Below are 23,859 nucleotides of genomic sequence, written 5' to 3'. Positions count from 1 at the left end.
AAATCAGTACTTAACGCGCCTCACTTAATGGTGAAAACATGCTCTGTTGAATTTTCATTAACATTACCTCAACTGTAAGCTGGAAATTTGCGTTAACCTCCAAGCTTTTCTTTGCACTCCAAATTGCACGAGTGCTTTTTATCAAGCTAGATAGATTAATATCCGCATTCTTAATTATCATATCTTTTTTGTCAGAATTAATCAATATACTAAAGTTGCCTGTTTGATTATATACAATTAAATCTCTTAAAAACATTAATATTACACGCAGTATATAGTCTATCTTATCATCATATTTCTCAAATAGTTCATAAAGTGCATACACATCAGTGTCCTTTGATTGCAGCAATTGCATGGCTTGCTCTAATATTACATCTCTTATTTCTAAATACTCTGGTGAATCAACCAAATCTATTGCTGTTCCTATTACACCATCAGCATATGACGTAATAAAATCCCATTCTGGCTTTATAACTCCATATTTGGCTTTAAGAATTTCTCTTAATTCCTCATGGCTTAATTTGTTAAAAAATATTCTTTGACATCTTGAACGAATAGTAGGAGTCATAGCTGTACCCGATTGTACAGTAAGTATAAAAACAACAAACCCCGGTGGTTCTTCAAGTGATTTGAGCAATGCATTTTGAGCCTGAACAGTCATATTATCGGCATTATTTATAACGAAAACTTTATATTTAGAATATAAGGGTCTTATTATTATTCCCTTTAATATATTTCTTATATCTTCCACGCTAATACTCTTGTCATCATCTAAATTAATTTCCTGGAAATCTGGATGAGAACTCTGCTGAATTAGCTGACAAGTCTTACACCTTCCACATGGTGCATCTTTCTCCTCACACATCAGCATTGAAGAAAAAGCCAGCGCAGTTTCTCTTTTCCCAATACCCTTAGCACCCTCAAATATATACGCATGGCTGATATTATCACTCTTTATTGCTGTTTGTAAGGTATTCAACACCCTTTGGTGTCCTAGCATCGTAACTTTTAACCTCCTGCCGTTATAAAAACAAATCCAGAATTAGGCCTCTTATATCCTCCAATTTTTTTAATATCTTAATATTGTCCTGTTCAGCCTTCAACACTTCATTTGTTAGTTCTATAAGTTCTTCGTTAATTTTTTTAATAATAGCATAAACCCTATGCCTGCCACGCCTATCTAAAAAACTCTTTTTTGAAAAGCTATGGGAATGAGCAACTGCCTCATCAAGAAATTCCGATATAAGCTTTTTATATATTTTCAAATCACGAATGTCAGCCTTTTTCTCAAGCTTTTTCCCCTGACTTTGAATCTTATCTGCAAGGGTCCTAATTCTTTCTTCATAATTTGCAGTTTCTAATCTTCTCATCTGAGATGCAAAGTTAACATCTCGTTCATTACGAATAGTCCTTTCATCTCTTTCAGGGAAAGTTTTAATTCTAGAATTATTAGAAGTATCTTGTATTTTTATGGCGTACTCACTTCCTCACATACATATTTTGATTAGTTTTTATTAAACTTTATAAAACTTCTCAACATTCATAACAAATATAGTGGCTCCACCAACATTCACCTCGACCGGATAAGGCATATACATACCACTCATAATATCAATTCCACCCGGTGCAGCTGGTGAATTAATAACTTGCTTTCTGCTTTTGGACTTTGTCTCTATTATAGCAATAACTTCATCTAACTTCTCTTCCTCAACCCCAACCAATAAGGTAGTATTTCCTGCCCTTAAAAAGCCTCCTGAGGAACATAATTTAGTTACTCCAAAACCATTCTTATTGAGTTCTTCCATTACTTTTCTGCCATCCTCATCATGTACAATCGCATAAACAAGTTTCATAGTGCGCTACCCCCTTAATTTATTTTAAAGAATAGTGTCAATATATTCATTTATTTGTGAAGAAATCTCATCCATTGGTTTTTCGGCATCTATTGTCATAATTCTATCTGGAAATAACAATGACATTTTCTTGTATCCCTCATATACACGCTTATGAAAATCCAGCTTTTCTTGCTCTATTCTGTCAGCACCAGTTGCATTAATTCTCCTTTTTATTGCGGTCTCAGGATCAATGTCCAAAAAAAATGTTATATCTGGACTAATTCCATCTATTGCTACTCTGTTAACATCTGCTATCAACCTGAGATCAATACCTCTGCCAAAACCTTGATAAGCATAACTAGAATCAACAAATCTATCACATATCACTATTTTTCCGGCTTCTATGGAAGGCTTGATTATCTGTGCAATATGTTGAGCTCTTGACGCCGCATATAATATCATCTCGGTCAGCGGATCAATCTCTGTATTAGCTGGATCTAGAATCAAGTCTCTGATCAATTCACTTACTTTTGTGCCTCCAGGTTCACGGGATAATACAACCTCATAACCCTTATTTTTAAGATATTCCTCTAATAATTTGATTTGTGTGGTTTTCCCCGAACCATCAGTACCCTCAAAAGTTATAAATTTGCCATTTTTCATTTGTTTTCCTCCAGCCAATTGTCCTCTGAAATACGGTTACTTTAAGAATTCTATAATTTATTAATACTTAAATCCATATAAAAAAATGTTAATAAATTTACTGATATTTAAATTATATCATACTACTTAACAACTTGGACACATTTATTATGACTGAGTCCATTTATCGTGCCCCCAATTTCAGCAATAGCAGTTATATATTGTATGTGCTTTTCCTCAATTATTTCTCCAGGATATAAAACGGGTATCCCCGGAGGGTATGGTGTTATAACATCTGCACATATTCTGCCACAGCTTTCGTAAATAGGAATTTTTTCCTTGATAGCCGTGTAAGCTTCATAGGGTAAGACTCCTTTATTGATGTTATTCACTGCGGCTTTTCTCATATTGGTAACCCCATTAGTCTCAATCAAATTATTTATTATATTATTATGTAATTCTTTATAGTACTTCTTTATAATGTTACTATTCATATTTATATTTTCTGTTTTTTTCTTATAATCTATTATCTTTGGCAAACCTTTCATAGCATCTAGTAATGCTGAAAATGTCTCATGATTATCAGCTGTTGTTGTAATAAATACCAAGTTTTCAAAGTCTGCCATCTCAACTTGTGTCTTAAACTTCTCTCTTAATAGCTTTTCCGCATAATAGCCACTTATACCAAGCTTGCTAATATTTATAACTAATCTTGTAAAATCATACATACTATTTGACAGGACCCTATATTCAGGACACTTTTCAAGTTCTTTTTTAAACCATTCAATTTCATCAATAAGCAAATCTAGCTTTTGCGCTCCCTCTCGCTCCATTAATTCTCTAGCAATATCAAGATATGACATTAAAATATATGACGGACTTGAAGTTTGAAGCATACTTAAATTCAATTTCAACCTGTCGGTATCAACTCTATTGCCATTTACATGCAAGTATGCCCCCTGTGTTAAAGCAGGAAGGGTTTTGTGTGCGCTCTGTATGCAAATGTCTGCGCCGTGCTTGATTGCAGAAGGCGGCAGCTTTTCATTAAATGCTAAATGCGCTCCATGTGCTTCATCCACAATAAGCAGCTTATTGTGAGAATGCACTAAGCTGCTTATTTCCTCAATGCTACTACATATACCATAATAATTTGGCCTAGTTATCAGCACGGCCACCGCATCTGGGTGCTGGCAAAGCAACTTTTCTATGCTTTTTGCAGTTATTGCTCCAGTAATTCCAAAGTCACAAATATATTGAGGATAGGCAAAAACTGGCTCTGCGCCAGATAATATAAGCCCTGACACCACGGATTTATGCGAATCTCTCCCTATGATGATTTTCTGTCCTCTGGCGCAGACACTCATGATGGCTGCCTGAATACCGCAAGTGGAACCATTAACTAAAAAAAATGTCTTATCAGCACCGAATGCTTTGGCAGCCAACTCCTCAGCCTCTTTTATAATTCCCTCTGGATAGTGCAAATTGTCTGTGCCTTCTATTTCTGTAACATCCAGCTTCAAAACTTCCTGAGCCAGTTCCTGCGGAATTCCTCTAGAGAGTTTGTGCCCTGGCATGTGAAATATGTTTATATTTTTTTTAGCGTATTCCCGTAGGTAGTTGTATATTGGGGTGTTGTAGGGGTTCATAGTGGTCACCTGCTTTGAATATAATTTTATTTATTATTGTATGAGTTATATTACCAATAAACAATCCTTATGGTTAATCATTTAATTTTGTAATTAAACTATTAATACTAAGTAAATCATACAGCAATAAATAACTTTAATTTATATTAAATCAACACTTGAGTTTAAGTTAATCAATAGTTTCTTTAATGCTCCACATTCATTTTCAGTCATTTTAAAATCATCATCTTCTTTAAAAAATCCTAACTGATCGACTATATCTTTATATAGTTTACTTAGCGTTCTTTCATACAATTTATCTTCATCTATAATATTTGAGACAATAAATTCAATTAGCTGTTTTTCTGTGATTGGTTTTCCAGTAGTTTCTTCTAGCCTATGCTTCAATTCATCACAGTAAGCCTTATTATAAATCAATCTCTTTTTTATTAAATCCATTACTTCATCTTTATGATAATAGTATAACGGTTCAATCATAAAAAATTCCATATTGTTTTCAGCTTTTTTAACAAGTTCCTTTTTCTCATCAATCTCTTCTGAGGATTCTAAAACAATCTTAAACTCATCTTTACTACTTCCTGTGAATAGATATTTTATAGGCTTGTACCTAAATTTCAAATAGTCTTCAAATCCATGTTCATATGGATGAAGGTATGACTTATAATTAAATTCTTTATCACCTTTTATTGAATTACAAAATTTACAACAAGGAATTAAATTGTATAGCGACATTGATAAATAAGGATATCTAGATTTAGGATAAAAATGATCCAAATCAGCTCTGACACCGCACCCTTCTTCACGATAAACAGGTGTTATGTATTGTCTGTTACAATATGGACAACTCTTTATCCCTAGGGACATTACTAGAGTATATGCATTCCATTTTGAATTTTTCTTACCTTTATTGAATTCTGAGTAGGTATCTGTTGTTAAGAAAGCATTATTGAATGTACATTTACATTGTTCATAGCTATTTTGTATAATCTCTACGACGTCATTAATAATATCGGCTTTCAACTTTTTATTAACTTTTTGAATTTCGCAAATAAGTTCTTCATTCACAAATTTTAGTTCATCGGATATTTTGTTATAGCGTCTAATTTCATTACATATTTTATTTATTAATATGCTTTTATTATACACTTTATAAAATGATGAATTTGGCGATTTTAACTTTGTTAGCAACTCTATATATTTAATGACATCATTACCTTTTTGTGAAAACTTGTTATACCCGAAAGCATCCAGAAGAAGTTTTGAAAAACTGTTTTTTATTTTCTTTTTATGGTCATATATAATTACATTTGTTGCTATTCCGTAATTGTTTTCTATTTCTATTACTCGTTCATACAATTTATGAGGAGGTGCTATAAATATATTGTCTGTATCCGAGTTGAATGACAACTGATTCATTTTTACCATTTTTTTTAGTGATTTTATTTCTTTTATCAACTTTTTTATAAATATAAATAAGCCTTCAAGAAGGTCTTCTTCACTTTTTACACCAATGTTTTCGCACATCTCAGATAAATATTCTTTTGTCACCCTAGATGTAAATTCCGAACTCAATTTTTTGAGTTTTTTCTCAATTTCGCTTATATTCACTATATATTCTGCATGCCGTACTATTATTTGCGTAGTCATAAGCGACTTCAAATTAATCATATCTGACACCACACTTATTAATTAGTCCTTTTATGAAAGATGCCTTTTTCTCATTATCTAACATTGAAAATTTGTTTAGTAAAACCTGAACCTCCTCTTCAACTTTTTCATCCTCATTTTTTATTTCCTTCAGCCACTGTTGCCTTATCTCCAACTCCTTTTCTAATGATTTTTTAAAAATCGGTTCACTAATCTGATCAATAAGATATTCGAGACTCCTTATGTCTTCATCAGTGATTTCTCTATTCTTATATCTATGTTGGAAAATTGATTTGTCATTAAAAACTCTTTTAGATAATGTATCTCTAGGTTTGTCACCCTCATTAGTATCATCACCAAACACCTTTTTACAAGTTTTCTCAATTTTTAGCTTGGCAAATTCTCCTATCGTATCATCTAAGAAGAAGGATTTCTTAACAATGTCATGCAAATTAGCAGCAAATGTGTTAAAGTTGTTCAGTTCAATATTGAATCTTTTAGCTCCAGAGTTATCTGTATCAGGTTTTAATAATATTAAATCTTGTTTTCTTATATCAGACAATAAAAATGTTGAATGTGTACTAATTACTAATTGGACATTCAAACTTTCACCCTTTGTCTTAATGATTGTATCATTTAAAGTTTTGATTGTATGGGTAAGAAGTTGAATAAATTGTCTTGACCAATTAGGATGAAGTCTTTGGTCAGGCTCATCCATTAATATAACATGTAACGCTCTCTCTTCATTTCCAAGAACATTGATAAACTTGGAAAATATATCAAGCATACAGCGTTCTCCATCTGAAACATATGGTATGGAAAATGTAAATTTTCCCCATACATCATTATAAAAATCAGATTTATATGTGTACCACTTATTAATATCTTTAAACAATTCTGAAATTGTCTTATTTATTGTATGAATCCTTGAATCAATAATCAAGCCATACTCATAAAAATAGCTTTCATCAAGTTTACAAAGCTGGCAGAATATTTCCTCAAAGGCCACCTGATATTTATTATCTTTCCCAAGATTATTTATAGAGTCAATTCTAAGTAACAAGTAACGTCCTAATAAAATATTATTAGTTAGAGTCTCTTTAAAATCATCACATTCTTTAAATTCCTCTTCTATTTGTTTAAATACGCTTTTCCTGATGTCTTTTAATCTATAAATAATTTTTCTAATCAACTCAAAATCATAAATTTTTTTAATTTTTTGAATGTCGTTTATGTTGTCTTCGTTTTCCCAAATAAGCGTTCTAATTAACTCAAAATCAGCAATTTCCTTAAAAACACTGACTGTTTTCTTACAAACTTCATATTCATTTTTATCAATAAGTTCTAGATACCTCTCTACTTCTTCAGGCTTTAGTCTACCGAATTCCTCATCAAGACTATTTCCTGAATCTTCTTCGTAAGTAAATTTAATCACCGCATTCAGAGCATTTAATATATATCTTATGCTTAAGCTTTTTAAATATCTGTGCTTATAATTGATTCTTTCATTGCTTGCATTAACCTCTTCATTATTTTTCGATTTTGCATTTAGAAAAATAGAAGGTCTTGGACTTTTCAATCCGCTTTTTATATATAATTCTTTTTCTATTTCATCAATCTTTCTTTTTATTTTTTTTATTTTTTCTTTTTTAATGGAGTTATCATCTAATTTAAAAAATTCACCATCTAAAGAAAATTCACTAGAATATGTATCATTCATTTGTATTAGTAGATCTGTTTTTAAAATTCCTGCTTTAAAATATTCATATTTGGGGTCAAAAAGGATTTCATAAATACTTAAATAATCATTTGGCTCAAATATTCCTTCTTCTAAGTCTTGTCTTTTTAATAAATAAGTATCATCTCTCTCTTCTCTACGCTTATAGTTTAAGGACCGAGTTTTTCTGTGACTAAAACTCTGTGAAAAATAATATATATTTACTAGTTCAGCAATTTTCTTTTCTTTAAAAATCTCAAACTTATACTCTTCAAATAAATGTATTCCTGCTTTAAGAATATTTTCAGAAAAATCATATGTAAATGTATATCCTATTGGTAGTTTGTAATTCATATTCATTTCTTTTCTAAATACTGAATCTAAGTCAAGGTTCTTAATCCAACAGTCACTTTTTCTTTTTCTAGTTATATTTGCAGTAATTTCAATTATGAATTGATCGCCTTCAATATGATAAATCATAAAATATTCAGCTGTAAAAAGCCTATTATCTCTAGTTAAATGATCTCGACATCTCTCTTCTCTCGTCATTCCAAGGATGTCTAAAATAGTAGTTTTGCCCGAGCCATTTTTACCTGCTAAAACCTTTAAACTTTTTATATTCTCGCCATAAAACCCCTTATAGAAAGGAGTAACTTTTTCAATTTTCAGTCCTGTTTCCTTGTCAAAACTGCAGTTAAAAGAATCACTAAAGTTAATACCTATATTCTCAATAATGAAGTTCTTTTTAATATTCTTTTCTATCTTCATTTTCTTACTTAAACTTCTCAGGTTTTCATATTTTCTTATGTATAAATAAATCAGTTCCATATATTACTCTCCTGTCTGTTATTATTCTAATTAGTGTTCTTTTGAAACAGTTTATATGATTTGTTTTATCTATTTGTTAATAGTATTCATCCATATAAATAATATTAAGTAAAATATACTTATCTTTCAACATTATGTTTAATTTTACACTATTCTTTTACTTCAATTGTTCAAATCACCTAATCATATAATAGAAAACAGTTTGGACTCAGAATTAGGTCTTTTCCACTACCTCCCCCTACTTCTTATTCTCCTATCAAATACATCACGTATATTTATGCAATCATTATCATTGAAAGAGTATTCATATTTACATTTGCGTATTAAGTAATCACACCTATTTTTATCCATTCTTGAATAAATACAGCTTATACATGTGTTCGGATGTAATTTTGCGGCATTTTCTATTTCATAAGATACCTGCATCATATCAATGCAATCGTCAGAGTAATATTCTGCATACTCTTGTAATAGTTGCTCATAATTCTGTATTCTATTATTTTCGTATTCAATATATTGGGGAATTTCATTTTTGTTTCGTTCCATAAAACTTTTAAAACATTCAAATGGGTGCTCTTCTCTAGCAAATTTAGAATAAAGAGTTTTTGCAAGTTTTCTTTCTTTTTTATTAGAGGCTGATAAATATATAATATAAGAAAAGTCTTGTATTGTTATGCATTTTAATCCCATAAAATATTTAGACCTAGTTATGAAAGACCAAACAGTTGTGTCTTGAGATGTCAATATACTGACATTATTGAATTTTGCATATAGTAAAGTCTTATACTCACCTAAATCTTCACATTTATCAATATTAAAAGACATTCTAAGTTCTTTGTCACATTCTTTTACTAAAGTTCTTCCAATATCATCTGTAGGAAATCTATCATCAACAAATTTTATAGAAATAGAATTTTTCAGTGAGTGAATTTCATCCTTTAAAGCTTGTCCAACTGCTTCTTCATAAACTTGCTTATGTATCAATACTTCTGTAAAAAAGCCAAACAAAAACTTTAATTGCCCCTTAAAATTTATAAGAATATTTGCATCAAAAAGTACGGGGGTCTCAATCTTCATCATCTGCCACATCTCCAGTTCCAAAACTTGAAAAGTCAATATCAATTGGTGTAATCTCTGGTCTTTGAAGATTAAAATCACTTATATTCTTATCATATTGGTTCAATTTGCTTTCCAGTTTATCAAATGAAATCAAACCATTACGGTATATATCATAAGCCATTTTAGGAACATTGAGAGAATGATACTTTCTATAGCTTGGACTCTCAAGCTCGTTAATTCTTTTAAATATAGCATCATCCATCATTTTGCAATAATAAGTGAGATTATCGTTAATTTCTAATAATTTATTGAATTTATTATCACCCACTAGCTTAAGTTCTTTTAATCTTTTTAGAACTGTTTTGAAAGGCACTTCATATTCATACTGCAGCTTTATTATTTCTATAATCATGTTCTCTTCAAAATATAGATCACTTTTTTTAAAAGTCTCAAATCTATTTCTTATAACACTTGCAGGCAATAAAAAAGCAGCAGAAAAATAATTTGCTTTTAACTCTACTATATTTTTATTTTTATCATCTATATTCTCTGAAATATCTTGATTATTACAAACAATGAATTCATCTGTATTATTTTCTTCAAAATCTATGAGGTGGTAAAGTTCATGGGCAGCTGCAAATATTTGAAAACTAGTATTAAAACTAGTATTTATAAATATTTGAATATTCTCACCCTGCTTTCTTGTAAATCCTGCAACTTTTTTTGTCTTTAAAGGATATAGCATCATATAAGATTTATAGGTATTCTCTATAAGATTAAATATCTTATTTCCTATTGGAGATTCATCCCCTAAAACATGAATTCTCCTTTGGTACAAAGCCTTTTCTTCTATTTTCTCTAACTCTGGATCTGATAACATCTGATTCCTCCTAAATCCTGCTTCTTATTTCATTAAATGCTATAGCCTCATCCATCATTGACAAAATCATTTGAACTTCTTTTATATCATTATCATCAAGTTCCTTATCTTTTTTCATATATGCAATAATATCGTTTTTAGGTTTATCAATGCCAAGAATATAGTCTGCTGATACATTATAAAATTCAGAAATTTTCTTAAGTTCTTCAACATCAATTGATTTTTTATTATTCTCCAATTTACTATAAGTTGAAGGATTAAAATTAAGTATGGAGCACAAATCTTTTGAACTTATTTTTTTATTTTCTCTTAATTCTCTAATTCTGTCACTTATCAATGTCATATATATCACTCCCCTTAATTTAAGTATATTATATAATTTCTATTTTAGCAATTATTTGTTACTATATGTATATAATTATTTCTATTTTAGAATCAATTGTATAAAGGTCTTGCAATATTGAATTCGAAAATCTAACTGGTGTTAGTATATTCACAATTTTCACCCTACCTTCGTTTATTTATTCTGTATTAATATTAAGCAATAATGGCACTAAAAGAATGCCGTATCCTCTAGTGCCATTATTATTTGTAATAATTATTTACAAACATTTTTAAATTTATATGTATATATATATAAACCAAGTCTTACCATTTAATAGTGCCACATTCATATAAGCAGCTGAAACTCTGCAGTTAGTAAAACAAGTATATCCTTTTATATCTCTTTAATTTCATTTGATTACTTTTTGCTAATAGACGTTTCATCCAACCACCACATTTATTACCTGTTTCTTGTTATAAATAATATTTACTAATCAAAAAATATCTCCCTTGTCTCAAAATTAATGTGACATGCTTTACCTTCCTCTTTCTTCCAATTATACTTTTCAAACATTCTATTCCACCAAGCCTGTACATCTGCCTTAACCTTCTGAGACTCTAAAATTATTTTTTCTAGTACAATGTTTTTGGTTATATCAGATAAACCAATACTATCCAGACGGCTTGGAAGTTCCTCCAACCCCATCTTTTTTTTATGAAGATTTAGCATCTCGTTCTTTTCTTCTTCCGTTACTTTTCCAATAAACTCTTTCATTGCCAACATATTTATTACCAGCCTTTCAATTTAAAAAAATTTATTCAAATGGAACACCATAATCAATGATTTCCATTTAATTAACGTTAATTAACAAATTCATATTCTGTATTTTCTTAATATAGCTCTGAAGTTTTCTTGATGTCTCTCTCAACATGACTTATTAAGCATTGAATATGCGAAGAAGTATTAATTTTATTTGGTTAATTTCTGATAATGAATTTAAAAAAGTATGAAAGTATTATTAAGAGTATTAATTTTTTTATTAATTTCCGATTTAAGAATGTGTATCTATCGCAACTATACAAATACTTCATGTTACTAATCTTTTCAAATAAATTATATTTTAACTGCTGATAACAACAATATAATGATTATCATCAATCCTATGACATTTATAATAGATTCTCTTAATAAAATTACAAATGTCATAATACTTTAATAATACAATAATGTTATTAATTTGATATAATAAATGATTATTAGATTATTTATGTCTAAATTATTTCTTTTATTTTTAATTAAATACATAATTGGAAGGATATTTTATGAGAAGATCAATTTTATTAATTATTATACTTATTACATTATTATCTTCTGGTTGCTCGCAAAAAATAGAAGTTGAACAAGACTTAGTAGCGGCTCTTGATTTTGGAGTTACATCCCTAGACCCCGCTTATCTAAGACTATTAAACGAGCAGTACATTGCATGTAATCTATGGGAGGGACTTGTCAGACGAAATGAAGAGGGTTCAATTGAACCAGGAATAGCTGAAAGCTGGGAAGTATCAAAAGATAGCTTGAAGTACACCTTTCACTTAAGAAAAAATGCCAAATGGAGCGATGGTGAACCCATTACAGCTTACCAATTTGAATATGCATGGAAGCGTGCTTTAGACCCAAATAAAAATTCGGCAGTTGTATCTATGATGTATTTTATAAAAAATGGGCAAGCATATAATAAAAATAATGCAAGAATTGATGATGTAGGAGTAAAAGCAATAGATGACCATACTCTTGAGGTAATACTTGAGAATCCAACTCCTTACTTTCTTGAAATACTAAATTACCATACATATTATCCAGTTAGACCTGACATAATTGATAAGTATCCTAATTCTTGGGATAAAAAGCCATATACATTAATAAGTAATGGTCCTTTTTATTTAGTAGATTGGGATTATAACAAAGAAATTAAAACACTTAAAAATCCATATTATTGGGATCAAAACAATGTAAAACTGAATTCACTTACTTTCTTAATTGAAAGAAGAGATAATGAAGATGTTTGGAATAGATATCTTAATAAGGAAATTCATTATGGGTATGTATTTCCCGAAGAAGTAAATATTCCATATGAAATTAAAGCCAATAAACATAATGTTTGTCTTGAAAATTATCCCAGTACTTTTTTTATATGTTTTAATTCTAAAAACAAGCCATTTGATAATATAAAAGTTAGACAAGCTTTAGAACTAGCATTAAATAAAAATAGAATCGTAGAGAAACGCAATTATGGTGAAGAAGTTGCTACAGGCTTTGTACCCCCTGGTATACCTGACGCACAGTCAAAGACTGACTTCAGAGAAAAAGGTGGAGACCTTATGCGTAAGGAATTCAATTCCCAAAACATAATTAAAGCTAAAGCCTTACTTAAGGAAGCTGGTTATTCCGACTTATCTGACTTTCCCACTGTCGTTATACTTGCAAGAGAATCTCAAACAGTTAAGTATATTGAAGATGAGTGGGAAAATAACTTAGGCATAAACGTTGAAGTGGATGCATGTAAAGAAGGTTTATATTCTCAAAAAAGAAACTCTAGAGAGTTTGATATTATTGTGGCCGATTGGATAGCAGATTTCTTAGATCCAATAAACTTCTTAGGCTATTTAGCAAATGAAAATGCATTTAAGGATATATTTCCATCAAACTATTATTCATTAGTAGAGACGTCAATTACTACTACTGACAATCTACTGCGTATGGATTTATTGCACGAGGCTGAAAAAACTCTGATGGATTCATATACTCTGATTCCATTATTCTATAAAAAAGATGCATATTATTTGCAGCCATATGTTAAAGGCTTTTTTAAATCTTCCTTAGCTGAAATTTACTTTAGGAATTGTTATATAGAAAATTAACAGCAACTAAAACAATATCCGGAGAGAAAACATGAATTTTTCAAAATCAATTAAAACCATTATTGTTATACTGTTTGTTTTACTTAATATTATTTTCTGTTATTTTTCTGTCATAAATACTATTGAAGATTATGAAGTCATGCTAAGCCAAAGTATGACTCAGAAGTCAAAAGCTGTGGTTAATTTTTTTAGTTATCCTGAAAACATAATAAATATATTATCAAAAAATAAAGATTTACTTACATATGACGTTAATAACAGGCTTTTAAAAAATAATATTTTATCCCTATTTGAATCAATAATTGTTCCAGATTCAAGAATAAGTAATATTTACTTTATTTCAAATGAAGGAAAATACATCTCTTACATTTTACCGGATAAAAATGATTTACCCGATAATTATTTTAGTTCTAGAGATTGGTTTAAAGAAGCGATCAAAGGGAAAAAGCAGTTTTATTGGATATCACATAAAAGTGATTTTAGGTATGAAGAAGATGTAATTAGCTGTATACGAAGAGTGGTTGATGAATATAACAGACCCATTGGTGTGGTAGGACTAGATATTGAAGTTTTTAAACTATCTGAATTAGTACAGGGTACAACAGTAGGCGAAAATGGTTATTTCATGATCTTAGATAATCAGAATAAAATAATTGCCTCCACACATTTAGGCACTCTAGGAAACTATATAACAGATAAAAGCCTTAATGATCAAAAAATCACTAATTATGATAAAAGTTTAATTATGTCGATGGATAACAAAAAGTACAAATATAGCCTGTTTAATTTTAAAAATTTACCGTGGAAGATTATTAACGTTATCCCCGTTAATGAAATAACAAAGAAGATTATAAGTGACATTGCCTTATTTACTATATGCAGCTTAGTAAGTTTTGCATTTGCCCTTTGTTTGTACTTGAAGAATAAGTCCACACTAAGTCTAATTCTAGAATTAAGAGATGCCAATATAAAGCTTAAGCAATACGCTTCCACTATAGAAGAAATTGCTGTTTTAAAGGAACGTAACCGTCTTGCAAGAGATGTACATGATACTCTAGGACAAACACTTAGTATTTTAATAGCCCTTTTACAGGTAAGCTTACTCTCATGTAAAACAAATATTAAAGAAACCGAAGAGCACATTAATGAGGCCATTCTCGTTACTAGTAATGGATTAAATGAATTAAGGCGTTCAATTTCAGGTTTAACTTCAACAAAGCAAGAAGAAGATAACTTATTTGATATTTTAGAAAAGTTAGTCAATAATTTTGAATATTCGGGCTTGAAGGTTGATCTATCGGTTAATAAGATTGAACAAAATATATCTAAATCCCATACAGAAGTAATATATAGAATATGCCAAGAAGCTCTCACAAATTCAATTAAGCATGGGAAAGCAACCGAGGCAAGCATCATACTAAAATTCTCAGATAATAATATTAAGCTCTTTATTTTTGATAATGGCATTGGCTGTAAAAAAATATGTTTTGACAATGGGTTTGGTCTACAAGGTATGCAACAACGAATTAAGGCTTTAAATGGTGATATTAAGTTTGGTTCAGATGGAGAAAACGGCTTCAACATTCATGTTGAAATACCATTAGTAATAACTGAGGAGGGAAATATAGATGATAAAAGTTTTGTTAGCGGATGATCAATTACTTTTTAGAGAAGGTGTTAAAAAAATACTTGAGCAAGATAAAGAAATTACCGTTGTTGGTTGCGCAGAAAATGGCAAAGAAGCATTTAAGCTATGTGAACAACTCTCTCCAGATGTGGTTTTAATGGATATAGAAATGCCTGTATGTGATGGAGTTGAAGGGACAAAATTAATAAAATCCAAATGTATGCGAACAAAAGTGGTAATGCTTACAGTATTTAATGATGATGAAAAAATACAAAATGCACTGAATTATGGAGCAGATGGCTATATACTAAAAGATATAAATCAAGAGAAATTGGTTCTGACAGTTAAAGGTGTGGCAGCTGGATTAGGTATCATGCATAAGGATACTTATAGCAATATTATAAAAAAGGTTAATTCACATTCAAAAATATCAATTATTGAAAATAAGGGTTTAAATGTTGAATTATCTAATAGAGAATTAAGTATTATTAGGCTAATTGTAGATGGTAAAAGCAATAAAGAAATAGCTGAAAGTATTTATCTTACTGAGGGAAGCGTCAGAAATGTGATTTCTGGAATTCTTAAAAAGCTTAATCTTAAAGACAGAACTCAATTAGGAATTTTAGCTGTAAAAAGCGGTATTATATAAACAATTTAACTTTTATAGAGTTTTAATATTATTAATTCAACTTTCCAATGATAAGTTTAACACCTACAATTTTCAACTAGGAAAGTTAAATTATTAACTAAGATAACATTTATACACCCTTTTGTTTATGCAACATATTCAATACTGATATAGAAGTGTCTATTTCTATACCAGTATTGAATTTTAAGCCTACATAACCCTATCACACTCTAATAATACGGCCTTCTTTTCTAGGTCTTGCTTCAGGGTACTGGGAATCATAATATCCTAATATGCAATTTCCAATTCCAACATAGCTGTCTTTTATTCCCCATTCCTTTAGAAGCGTTCGTCCCTCTTCACTTTCAAACATTTCCTTTGCTCTGTGAATCCAGCAGGAGTTTACTCCAACAGCATAGGCTGCATTCATCAGATTTCCCATTACAAGACTACCATTTTCCACACATGTTATTTTTTCACTATCTGCTAATACTACAATTACGGTAGGCGCACCATAAAATGGGTCTGAGTCAGGTGCTCCAGTAAATTTTGCATTTAGCTTTGAAAGTCTTTTTACCATTTCTTTATCCTGAACAACTACCATTATAGTTGATTGAGTACCCATCCCACTTGGTGCATACTCGCCTGCTTCTAATATTTGGTTAAGCTGTTCTTCTGTAATCTGCTCATTTTTATACCTTCGAACACTTCTTCTTTCTTTTAAAACTCTAAGTGTTTCATTCATACTAACATTCCCCCTATTTTAAAACTTATAAACTGTGTTTTAATAAATTTTAACCTATATAATAAGCTTTTCTAACTCTATATAACCATCTAAACTCCCACTATTGGCTTAAAAGTCATATTAAACTCAAACCTTTGAGCATCAAACCTGTATTTTTTCGCAAGTTCTGGTCCACAGCTGTTTGAACCTATTCCGCTCTGTGTATAGTCAAGACAAAGAACTGTATAGCCACTTTCCTCCAGTTCAAAATTGTGCTTCTTTGCCTCTAACTCCTCCTGTGTATAGTGTGAAACATTAAAACAAAAGGTCTCGTTATTTGTAGCTGCTAATCCTACACCATCATCTGAAAGCAGCTTTACATAATGGCAATTCCAGTGGCTTCCATTCTCTTGTGGTCTAATGTAATCCTCATGCATGTCTTTTACCTTTGCCCTGAATTCACCTAAATATGAAGCCCTATGTTTGTCTGGATAGCTTTCATAAGGGCCGTATCCAAAGTATTCTACATTGTTAATTTCTTTAGGAAGAAAGAAACGTATTCCAAATCTTGGAAGAAAAGGCATTTCCATATTCTTTTCAACTTGCATATTAAAGGCCACTGTACCATTATCCCCAATTAGCCATTGAGCGCTTATGTTGAGTATCCTCTGAATGTGCACTGCTGCTAATGATAATTCACTTACAATTCGTATGCTGCTTCCCAATTGAGAAACTGATGTTGAGTATACTCTTGAAATAGTTCTATCATACCCACATGCTTTCCACTTCTCGCTCATGATCTTATCGTTATCTGTTGGCGCCCTCCAAATATTGTAGTTCATTGGTTTTGATAATATAATCTCGTTATTGTATACGATCTGGTCAAATACACCTGTATTTTTGTTATAGGTGTATTTAAAATTTTGACCAACAACAAAAACATTCTTATCATTCTCTTTGACATATAAATTACTCTGTTCTGAATTTACTTGTTCGTTGTTATCAAAGACCTCTTGATTTTCCTCTGACCTAGAACCTTCTCTATTTAAACTAGCTTGTGCCATCATGTCCTTTTTAATTATACTATCAATTTTACTGCTAGTGCCATATCTTTTCTCCACAGATACTTCAATCTGATCAAATCCAAGAACATGTCCTCTTTTAGTAAATTCCATGTCATTTTTCTGGATGTAATTAAATTTAATATAGCAATTTCCTTCATTTATACTATCAATATTAAGATAAATAACTTTTTCATTATGAGGCTTTACATTTAATATGCTGCTGTCGTCTATAAATCCTTCATATATAACCCTTCCATTCTTTGTCACCTGATAAGTTATATATAAATAATCCTTTAAATTATAGAAATCAAGCATATTTTTAATAGTGATTTTTCCATCCTTAATATTGGCTTTAATTATCCTCACTGGCCTTATAACATTTTTGTACTCTAAAAGACCAGTATAAGGTCTTCTATCAGGGTAAACAAGTCCATCTATACAGAAATTCCCATCATTAGGATAATCCCCGAAATCTCCACCGTAGTAAAATTTTTCTCTACCCTTTTCAGTTTTCCCCATAAAGATGGCATGGTCGCACCATTCCCAAACAAAACCACCACAAAAGCCATCATACTTTTCAATCAGTTCATAATACTCTTCAATGTCTCCAGGCCCATTCCCCATTGCATGAACAAATTCACACTGAATGAAAGGCTTGTCCCAATTATTGTTTTCAAAATAATTGATTATATCTTCACATGAAGCATACATTCTACTATATAAATCTAAATTACTATAATCACACTTGTATCCAGATGGTGGATATAATGCACTTTCGTAGTGCGTAAGTCTGCTAGTATCATAGCTTTTTATCCACCTAAGAGCATTTTCAAAATTTCTGCCATATCCTGATTCATTCCCTAAAGACCAAATTACCACACAAGGACGATTTTTGTCTCTTGTAACACATCGTTGTACTCTATCCAATATAGTTTCTTCGTATAGTGGATTATGAGCTAATAAAGGATATTCACTGCCATCCTTGGTTTCCACATATATTGTTGTAGTCCCATGGGTTTCAATATCTGCCTCATCAATAACATAAAATCCATATTTGTCGCAGAGTTCCAAAAATACAGGCGAGTTTGGATAGTGACTAGTGCGAATTGCATTTATATTATGCTGCTTCATTATCATTAAGTCTAAAAGCATATCTTCAATAGTAACTGCTGGACCTGTTACTGGATTACTGTCATGTCGATTTACACCTTTAAACTTCACTTTTTGTCCATTTAAATGTACTACTCTATTCTCTATTTTTATCTCTCTAATGCCTAGCTTTGTGGAAATTGCTTCATCACCAGAACTTAAAACCAAGGTATACAGATATGGGGTCTCCGCATTCCACAATTGGGGATGATTTACTGTAAAGTTGATACAATTCCCATCTGCTTTACCCTTTTGTATTATATTCTTACCGCTAACGTCATAAAGTATATAATCTATGGATATCTGGTTATTAAAGTATTCCAACTCAACAGATATATCTGCCTGTTTATATTGGTTTTTCAAGTTTATTTTAACAAAGAAATCCCGTATATGCTCTTGAGGTCTGAATAGTATATAAACATCCCTGAAAATTCCTGACATTCTGAATTTGTCTTGATCCTCAAAATAACTGCCATCACACCATTTAAGTACTAATACTGCAATGGTATTAGTGCCTTCATGCACAAGGTCTGTAATATCGAATTCACTTGTTGCATGCGATACTTGACTATATCCTACAAAATTGCCATTTATCCAAAGATAGAAACATGAATCTACTCCTTCAAAATTCAAAAACTTTCTTAAATTATTAAATTTACTGTCAATCTCAAAATGTCTGATGTATACCCCACATGGATTCTCAGTAGGTACGTATGGAGGGTCATATGGAAATGGGTACTTAATATTTGTATACTGATGTTTATCATACCCAAAGTTTTGCCATGCTCCTGGTACGGGTATTTTATTAAACTTGGAGAAATCATAGCCTGGTTCATAAAATTTTTCTGTAACATCATAAATACTATTAAAATATTCAAAATTCCAATAACCATTTAGCAGGTGAAATCGTCCTGAGCATGTCCTGTCTGCTGATAAAGCCTCATCAATGTTAGAATACGGAACAAAATATGCTCTGTTATCCATTGTATTTACATGAAGTACTTTGGGATTCTCAAAAAACTTTTCTACTATCATACAACCCCTCCTGTGCCGCATACAGGCAAAATTTTATAATAAAACAATTATGAAGAGCCTATCCATGATTTATTGACAACTTTAAATTTCAATAATCATTTATAAGCTTAACTATAAAGGTCTGTTGCTTTTACCTGCAAACTCAGTTCAAAATAAATTAACAAAATAAGTTTAAATTATTATTACCAATAATATATTATTTATGTAAATTTTTCAATAGTATTGAAAAATAACCTTTTATGTATAGACACAATCTACACTTTTATGATAATACACCAATCTAGGCAAGCACGTGTTAAAAATAACCACACAAAATATTTATCACAAATTTCTTCAATATCAAAATATCCGTACAAGCACTTATATGGGCTACTCCTTTCTTCTGCAAACACTCGATATTTGTTTAACAACGCCTCTATATGTGAAAGGTTAATGACTCTTTCAATTCCCGAATGCAAAAATTTATTAGTCTAGAATTTATATTATGCAAAAATTCAAGTTTATAGTTAACATTGCTATTTTAACACTTTTTCAACTTATAAATTCTTATTTTCATAAAAATAACCCTAAATGTTTAAACATTTAGGGTTATTTTTTGATCTTGATTATTTAATTCAAATGTTACATTATTACCTTTGTAGGTTAATTCATATTCGCCAAAGTATCCTTTTAAATTTATGAATCCATTTTCATCAGTTGTAAAACTCTGTTTATTTAGCCACCATTCATTTTTCACTAAGTTATATATTTCATTATATACAGGTTTTACTCTATTTTCTTTTGTTAAGAAACCTGAAGGAGCACGCAGCCACGCTCCGTCTGCAAAATCCCACCAAGTTATTGATTCGACTAGAGGATGAGCAAAAAGCGTCTTGTAATGCATTACCGCTTCTCTTGCCTGCCTCTCTTCACCTTCTTGTGTTGTAGGCCATTCAGGTATTTGATAATCATTAAGGTCTTCAATTTCTGGGGGCATAATATGTCCAGACACTAATGTATTCTCAGTAAAATGTATTGGCAATTTGAAACGGGAAAATCTTTCAAGAACCTTCTCTGTCTTTTCTATTCCCCAGTAGCCTTGATGCATATGTGACTGAATACCAATAGCATCAATAGGTACATCTGCTTCAAGAAGAATTTCAATTGCTCTTGCATATTCTTCTGAAGTATTAAAATCATTTATAAGAAGAAATGCATTAGGGTTTGATTCCTTCGCCGCCTTAAATACTTCACTGACAAGCTTTACAGCCCCCAATTCGTTGCATATGCGTGTAATTCCATTATCGTACTTGTCAAATATAGGCATTATTACAACTTCATTTATTACATCCCACATATCAATTAGTCCAGCAAAATCTGTTACATCTCGGTATATGCGGTTAAGCTGTTCCTTTATAATATCTGCATTATTTAACTCAAGCAACCATGTTGGAGCCAAAGTATGCCAGCACAAAGGATGACCTTTTATCACCAATCCTTTTGATTCCCACAACTTTGCTGCATTCTTAAATTTTGCCGTTTTAGGCTGCCCCTTAATTGGTTCAAAATTTGCCCAATAAAAAGGCAAGGTTACGTAGTTAAATAAATTAGTAAATTTATTGTAACGTTCTTCATAAAATTCTTTTTCAGAATCTTTAATTTCGTTATTTGCATACATTATTGATGTAAACTCACTACATCCAAAAAGAAACTTATGCTTTTTCTGACATATATCAACTTGCTGATTGCTCAAAGGAACTCCATTCTTGCCTTCAACCTTTAATTGTTTTGTACCAATTCTATGTGCATATCTGTCCAAAGTCGTTTCTCCTATAATTTATTCTTTTACACTTCCAACGCTTAATCCAACAATAAAATGCTTTTGAAGGAATGGATACACAACAATTATTGGCATTGCTGCAACAATAGTTATTGCTGCCCTTATTGATAATGGCGTAACCAGACCTGCGGCAGACTGGGAACTTGCACCAATACCAGCTGCCATAGCTGGATTAGCATTTGCATTTGAAGTAGATGATAGCAATTTCATCAATTCATACTGCAAAGTACTTAAATCTTGTCTCGATGAACAATATATAAATGTATCAAACCAGCTATTCCATGAACCAACTGCTACGAATAAAGCTATTGTTGCAAGAACAGGTTTACATAGAGGGAATATTACTTTAATGAATATTCTGAAATCTCCTGCTCCATCAATTCTTGCTGATTCAACTAAACTCTCAGGTATGCTTAGGATATAAGTTCTTATAACAATCATATTAAATCCTGATATAAGTGTAGGTATTACATATACCCAGAAATTATTAAGTAGTCCTAAGCCCTTTATCAAGAAATAATTAGGTATAAGTCCTGCATTAAAATACATAGTCAAAACAACAATAACTGTGATTTGCTTCCTTAAAACATATTCTCTTCTGCTTAAGGTATAAGATAGCATTGTTGTTAGGAACAAATTTAATACTGTTGACAGCACTGTTCTAGCTACTGAAACAAAAAATGCATTATACACAGTTCCTGAGAAGAAAACAGCCTTGTAATTCTGTAATGAAAAAATTCTTGGCCAGAGATAAATTCCACCTCTGATAGTATCAAGTCCATCATTAAAAGATACCGCTACTGTATTTAAAAAAGGATAAAGAGTAACAACCGCCAATGCCAACATAAATATTGTATTGAAGGTAGTAAATACTACATCTCCTATCTTTAGTTGTCTTTGTTTTATATTCATAGCATCACCCTATACAAGCCTTTCTTCGCCTAGTTTTTTAGCTATAAAGTTCGCTGCAAACAGTAATATGATACTGATTACACTTCTTATAATTCCTGCTGCTGTCGCTAATGAATAATTAAATTGCTTAATACCATATTTCAAAACATAAATATCAATTGTTTCTGACCAATCAGAAATCAATCCATTACCCAATATGTACTGAATTTCAAATCCAGCATCCATAACACGTCCGATGTTCATTATCAATAAAATAATAATTGTAGGTTTAATACCTGGAAGAGTTACATGCCACATTTTCCTAAATCTTCCTGCGCCGTCTATATCAGCAGCTTCATATTGCGCGGGGTCTATCGCTGCTATAGCTGCTATATAAATAATGGTGTTCCAACCAAGTTCCTTCCAAACATTGGTTGCTCCAACTATTCCCCAAAAATATTTACCCTCACTCAGCCACAAAACAGGAGAGTCAATGAGTCCTATAGCCATTAGAACTTCATTTACTATACCGCCTTCTGTAGATAAAGTAGTTTGAACTATACCGCAAACAATTATCCATGATAAGAAGTGTGGCAAATATGATATTGTTTGAATTGTTCTCTTAAAAAATATATTCTTAAGTTCATTTAATAGCAGTGCTAGTATTACCGCTGTCACAAAGCTAAGTACAAGATTAATTACACTCATACAAAGGGTATTTCTAAAATCCCTTATGAAGGCTTCATCTTTAATTAAATATTCAAAATGCTGCAGGCCAACCCACTTCTGATCAAAGAATGATTTAGCAGGTTTATAATTCTGGAAAGCCATGAGCCAGCCCCATATTGGTGCATAATAAAATAATAATATGTAAATAAGCAAGGGCACAGACATAAAAAACAGTTGTTTTTGATTCTTTATTTGCTTCCACTTACTTGTTTTCAATGATAACTGTATTTGCTCCCTTGGATTTTTGTTGTCATTTAAAGCAGATATATTGTTAGCCATACTGCCCTCCAGTCAATCAGAAATTGAATTTCCTTCTGTTTTATAACACCTAGATTAAAATAAAATTTTTTGATTTTAAAATTTTATTTCATTAGCGGTGTTGCATCGAGGCGGAAGATATTCTCATCTTCTTAAATCAAAAAAGATACTCTCCACTTTTTTGAAGCAGGGACACTTTCTTGCCTCGTTATAACGCCTATATTCTATATGAAATTTTTCGATTGTAGAAAAATTTCATTACATTAGCAGCGTTTCATCGAGGTGGAAGATACTATTACCTTCTTATAACTCAAAATAGGTACCCTCCGCTTTTATAAGTAGATATAACTTTCTTACCTCGTTATAACGCCTATATTCTATATGAAATTTTTCGATGTACATAAGTATTTATACACCGTCAAAATCACTTGTGGTTTT

At 31.0% G+C, this 23,859-nt stretch carries 19 protein-coding genes; 3 read left to right on the top strand and 16 right to left on the bottom strand.

Annotation, left to right across the window (positions count from 1 at the left end):
• Positions 1–10 precede the first annotated feature (10 nt).
• The 11 genes from holB to EHE19_RS01030 form a co-directional block, all read right to left on the bottom strand.
• On the bottom strand, positions 11–1,000 hold the full coding sequence (gene holB / locus EHE19_RS01080) for a DNA polymerase III subunit delta' (RefSeq protein WP_137697243.1): 990 nt from the start codon (positions 998–1,000) through the stop codon (positions 11–13).
• Positions 1,001–1,022: 22 nt separating this feature from the next.
• On the bottom strand, positions 1,023–1,439 hold the full coding sequence (locus EHE19_RS01075; RefSeq protein WP_280513969.1) for a YaaR family protein: 417 nt from the start codon (positions 1,437–1,439) through the stop codon (positions 1,023–1,025).
• A 75-nt stretch (positions 1,440–1,514) separates the two neighbouring features.
• Positions 1,515–1,853: a cyclic-di-AMP receptor gene (locus EHE19_RS01070; protein WP_137697241.1), complete on the bottom strand. Its 339-nt coding sequence runs from the start codon at positions 1,851–1,853 to the stop codon at positions 1,515–1,517.
• Between the two features lie 24 nt (positions 1,854–1,877).
• A complete protein-coding gene (gene tmk, locus EHE19_RS01065) occupies positions 1,878–2,498 on the bottom strand; it encodes a dTMP kinase (protein WP_137697240.1) in 621 nt (206 codons plus the stop codon).
• A 122-nt stretch (positions 2,499–2,620) separates the two neighbouring features.
• The gene (locus EHE19_RS01060; RefSeq protein WP_137697239.1) at positions 2,621–4,123 is read right to left on the bottom strand and encodes an aminotransferase class I/II-fold pyridoxal phosphate-dependent enzyme; all 1,503 of its coding nucleotides are present in this window, start codon (positions 4,121–4,123) and stop codon (positions 2,621–2,623) included.
• Positions 4,124–4,264: 141 nt separating this feature from the next.
• The gene (locus tag EHE19_RS01055) at positions 4,265–5,791 is read right to left on the bottom strand and encodes an HNH endonuclease (protein ID WP_137697238.1); all 1,527 of its coding nucleotides are present in this window, start codon (positions 5,789–5,791) and stop codon (positions 4,265–4,267) included.
• Complete coding sequence (locus EHE19_RS01050; RefSeq protein ID WP_137697237.1) at positions 5,784–8,315, bottom strand: AAA family ATPase; 2,532 nt, start codon at positions 8,313–8,315, stop codon at positions 5,784–5,786. The genes EHE19_RS01055 and EHE19_RS01050 overlap by 8 nt, the downstream gene beginning before the upstream one ends.
• Positions 8,316–8,543: 228 nt before the next feature.
• On the bottom strand, positions 8,544–9,395 hold the full coding sequence (locus EHE19_RS01045) for a hypothetical protein (protein WP_137697236.1): 852 nt from the start codon (positions 9,393–9,395) through the stop codon (positions 8,544–8,546).
• Positions 9,382–10,254, bottom strand: a complete 873-nt coding sequence (locus EHE19_RS01040) for an ImmA/IrrE family metallo-endopeptidase (RefSeq protein WP_137697235.1) — start codon at positions 10,252–10,254, stop codon at positions 9,382–9,384. Before EHE19_RS01040 ends, EHE19_RS01045 begins: the two co-directional genes overlap by 14 nt.
• Before the next feature lie 10 nt (positions 10,255–10,264).
• Positions 10,265–10,597: a helix-turn-helix domain-containing protein gene (locus tag EHE19_RS01035; protein WP_137697234.1), complete on the bottom strand. Its 333-nt coding sequence runs from the start codon at positions 10,595–10,597 to the stop codon at positions 10,265–10,267.
• Positions 10,598–11,068: 471 nt separating this feature from the next.
• Positions 11,069–11,362 carry a CXXX repeat peptide modification system protein gene (locus tag EHE19_RS01030; protein WP_244648304.1) on the bottom strand — a complete coding sequence of 98 codons (294 nt, stop codon included), beginning with the start codon at positions 11,360–11,362 and terminating at the stop codon, positions 11,069–11,071.
• Between the two features lie 539 nt (positions 11,363–11,901).
• Between EHE19_RS01030 and EHE19_RS01025 the strand changes: the two genes are divergently transcribed.
• Genes EHE19_RS01025 through EHE19_RS01015 form a run of 3 tightly spaced genes read left to right on the top strand, consistent with a single transcriptional unit; the run spans position 11,902 to position 15,773 of the window.
• Positions 11,902–13,497 carry a peptide ABC transporter substrate-binding protein gene (locus EHE19_RS01025; protein WP_137697233.1) on the top strand — a complete coding sequence of 532 codons (1,596 nt, stop codon included), beginning with the start codon at positions 11,902–11,904 and terminating at the stop codon, positions 13,495–13,497.
• Positions 13,498–13,528: 31 nt separating this feature from the next.
• Positions 13,529–15,151 (top strand): sensor histidine kinase, encoded by a 1,623-nt coding sequence (locus EHE19_RS01020; protein WP_137697232.1) that lies wholly within the window; start codon positions 13,529–13,531, stop codon positions 15,149–15,151.
• Entirely contained in the window at positions 15,126–15,773 is a 648-nt protein-coding gene (locus EHE19_RS01015) for a response regulator (RefSeq protein ID WP_137697231.1), read from the top strand. Before EHE19_RS01020 ends, EHE19_RS01015 begins: the two co-directional genes overlap by 26 nt.
• Before the next feature lie 202 nt (positions 15,774–15,975).
• Here EHE19_RS01015 and EHE19_RS01010 read toward each other — a convergent pair whose 3' ends face one another.
• From EHE19_RS01010 to EHE19_RS00990, 5 genes are all read right to left on the bottom strand, one after another.
• Positions 15,976–16,497 carry a nitroreductase family protein gene (locus tag EHE19_RS01010; protein ID WP_137697230.1) on the bottom strand — a complete coding sequence of 174 codons (522 nt, stop codon included), beginning with the start codon at positions 16,495–16,497 and terminating at the stop codon, positions 15,976–15,978.
• An 89-nt stretch (positions 16,498–16,586) separates the two neighbouring features.
• The gene (locus tag EHE19_RS01005) at positions 16,587–19,724 is read right to left on the bottom strand and encodes a glycoside hydrolase family 2 TIM barrel-domain containing protein (protein WP_137697229.1); all 3,138 of its coding nucleotides are present in this window, start codon (positions 19,722–19,724) and stop codon (positions 16,587–16,589) included.
• A gap of 574 nt (positions 19,725–20,298) precedes the next feature.
• Positions 20,299–21,522, bottom strand: a complete 1,224-nt coding sequence (locus tag EHE19_RS01000; protein ID WP_137697228.1) for an endo-1,4-beta-xylanase — start codon at positions 21,520–21,522, stop codon at positions 20,299–20,301.
• 18 nt (positions 21,523–21,540) lie between these two features.
• Positions 21,541–22,455: a carbohydrate ABC transporter permease gene (locus tag EHE19_RS00995; RefSeq protein WP_137697227.1), complete on the bottom strand. Its 915-nt coding sequence runs from the start codon at positions 22,453–22,455 to the stop codon at positions 21,541–21,543.
• 9 nt (positions 22,456–22,464) lie between these two features.
• The gene (locus EHE19_RS00990; RefSeq protein WP_137697226.1) at positions 22,465–23,442 is read right to left on the bottom strand and encodes an ABC transporter permease; all 978 of its coding nucleotides are present in this window, start codon (positions 23,440–23,442) and stop codon (positions 22,465–22,467) included.
• Positions 23,443–23,859 lie beyond the last annotated feature (417 nt).

It is taken from the genome of Ruminiclostridium herbifermentans (assembly GCF_005473905.2).
In the GTDB taxonomy this organism is placed as follows: Bacteria; Bacillota; Clostridia; order Acetivibrionales; family DSM-1351; genus Ruminiclostridium; species Ruminiclostridium herbifermentans.
Note: the sequence above shows the minus strand (reverse complement) of the source record. Positions and strands in the feature narration are given on the sequence as shown.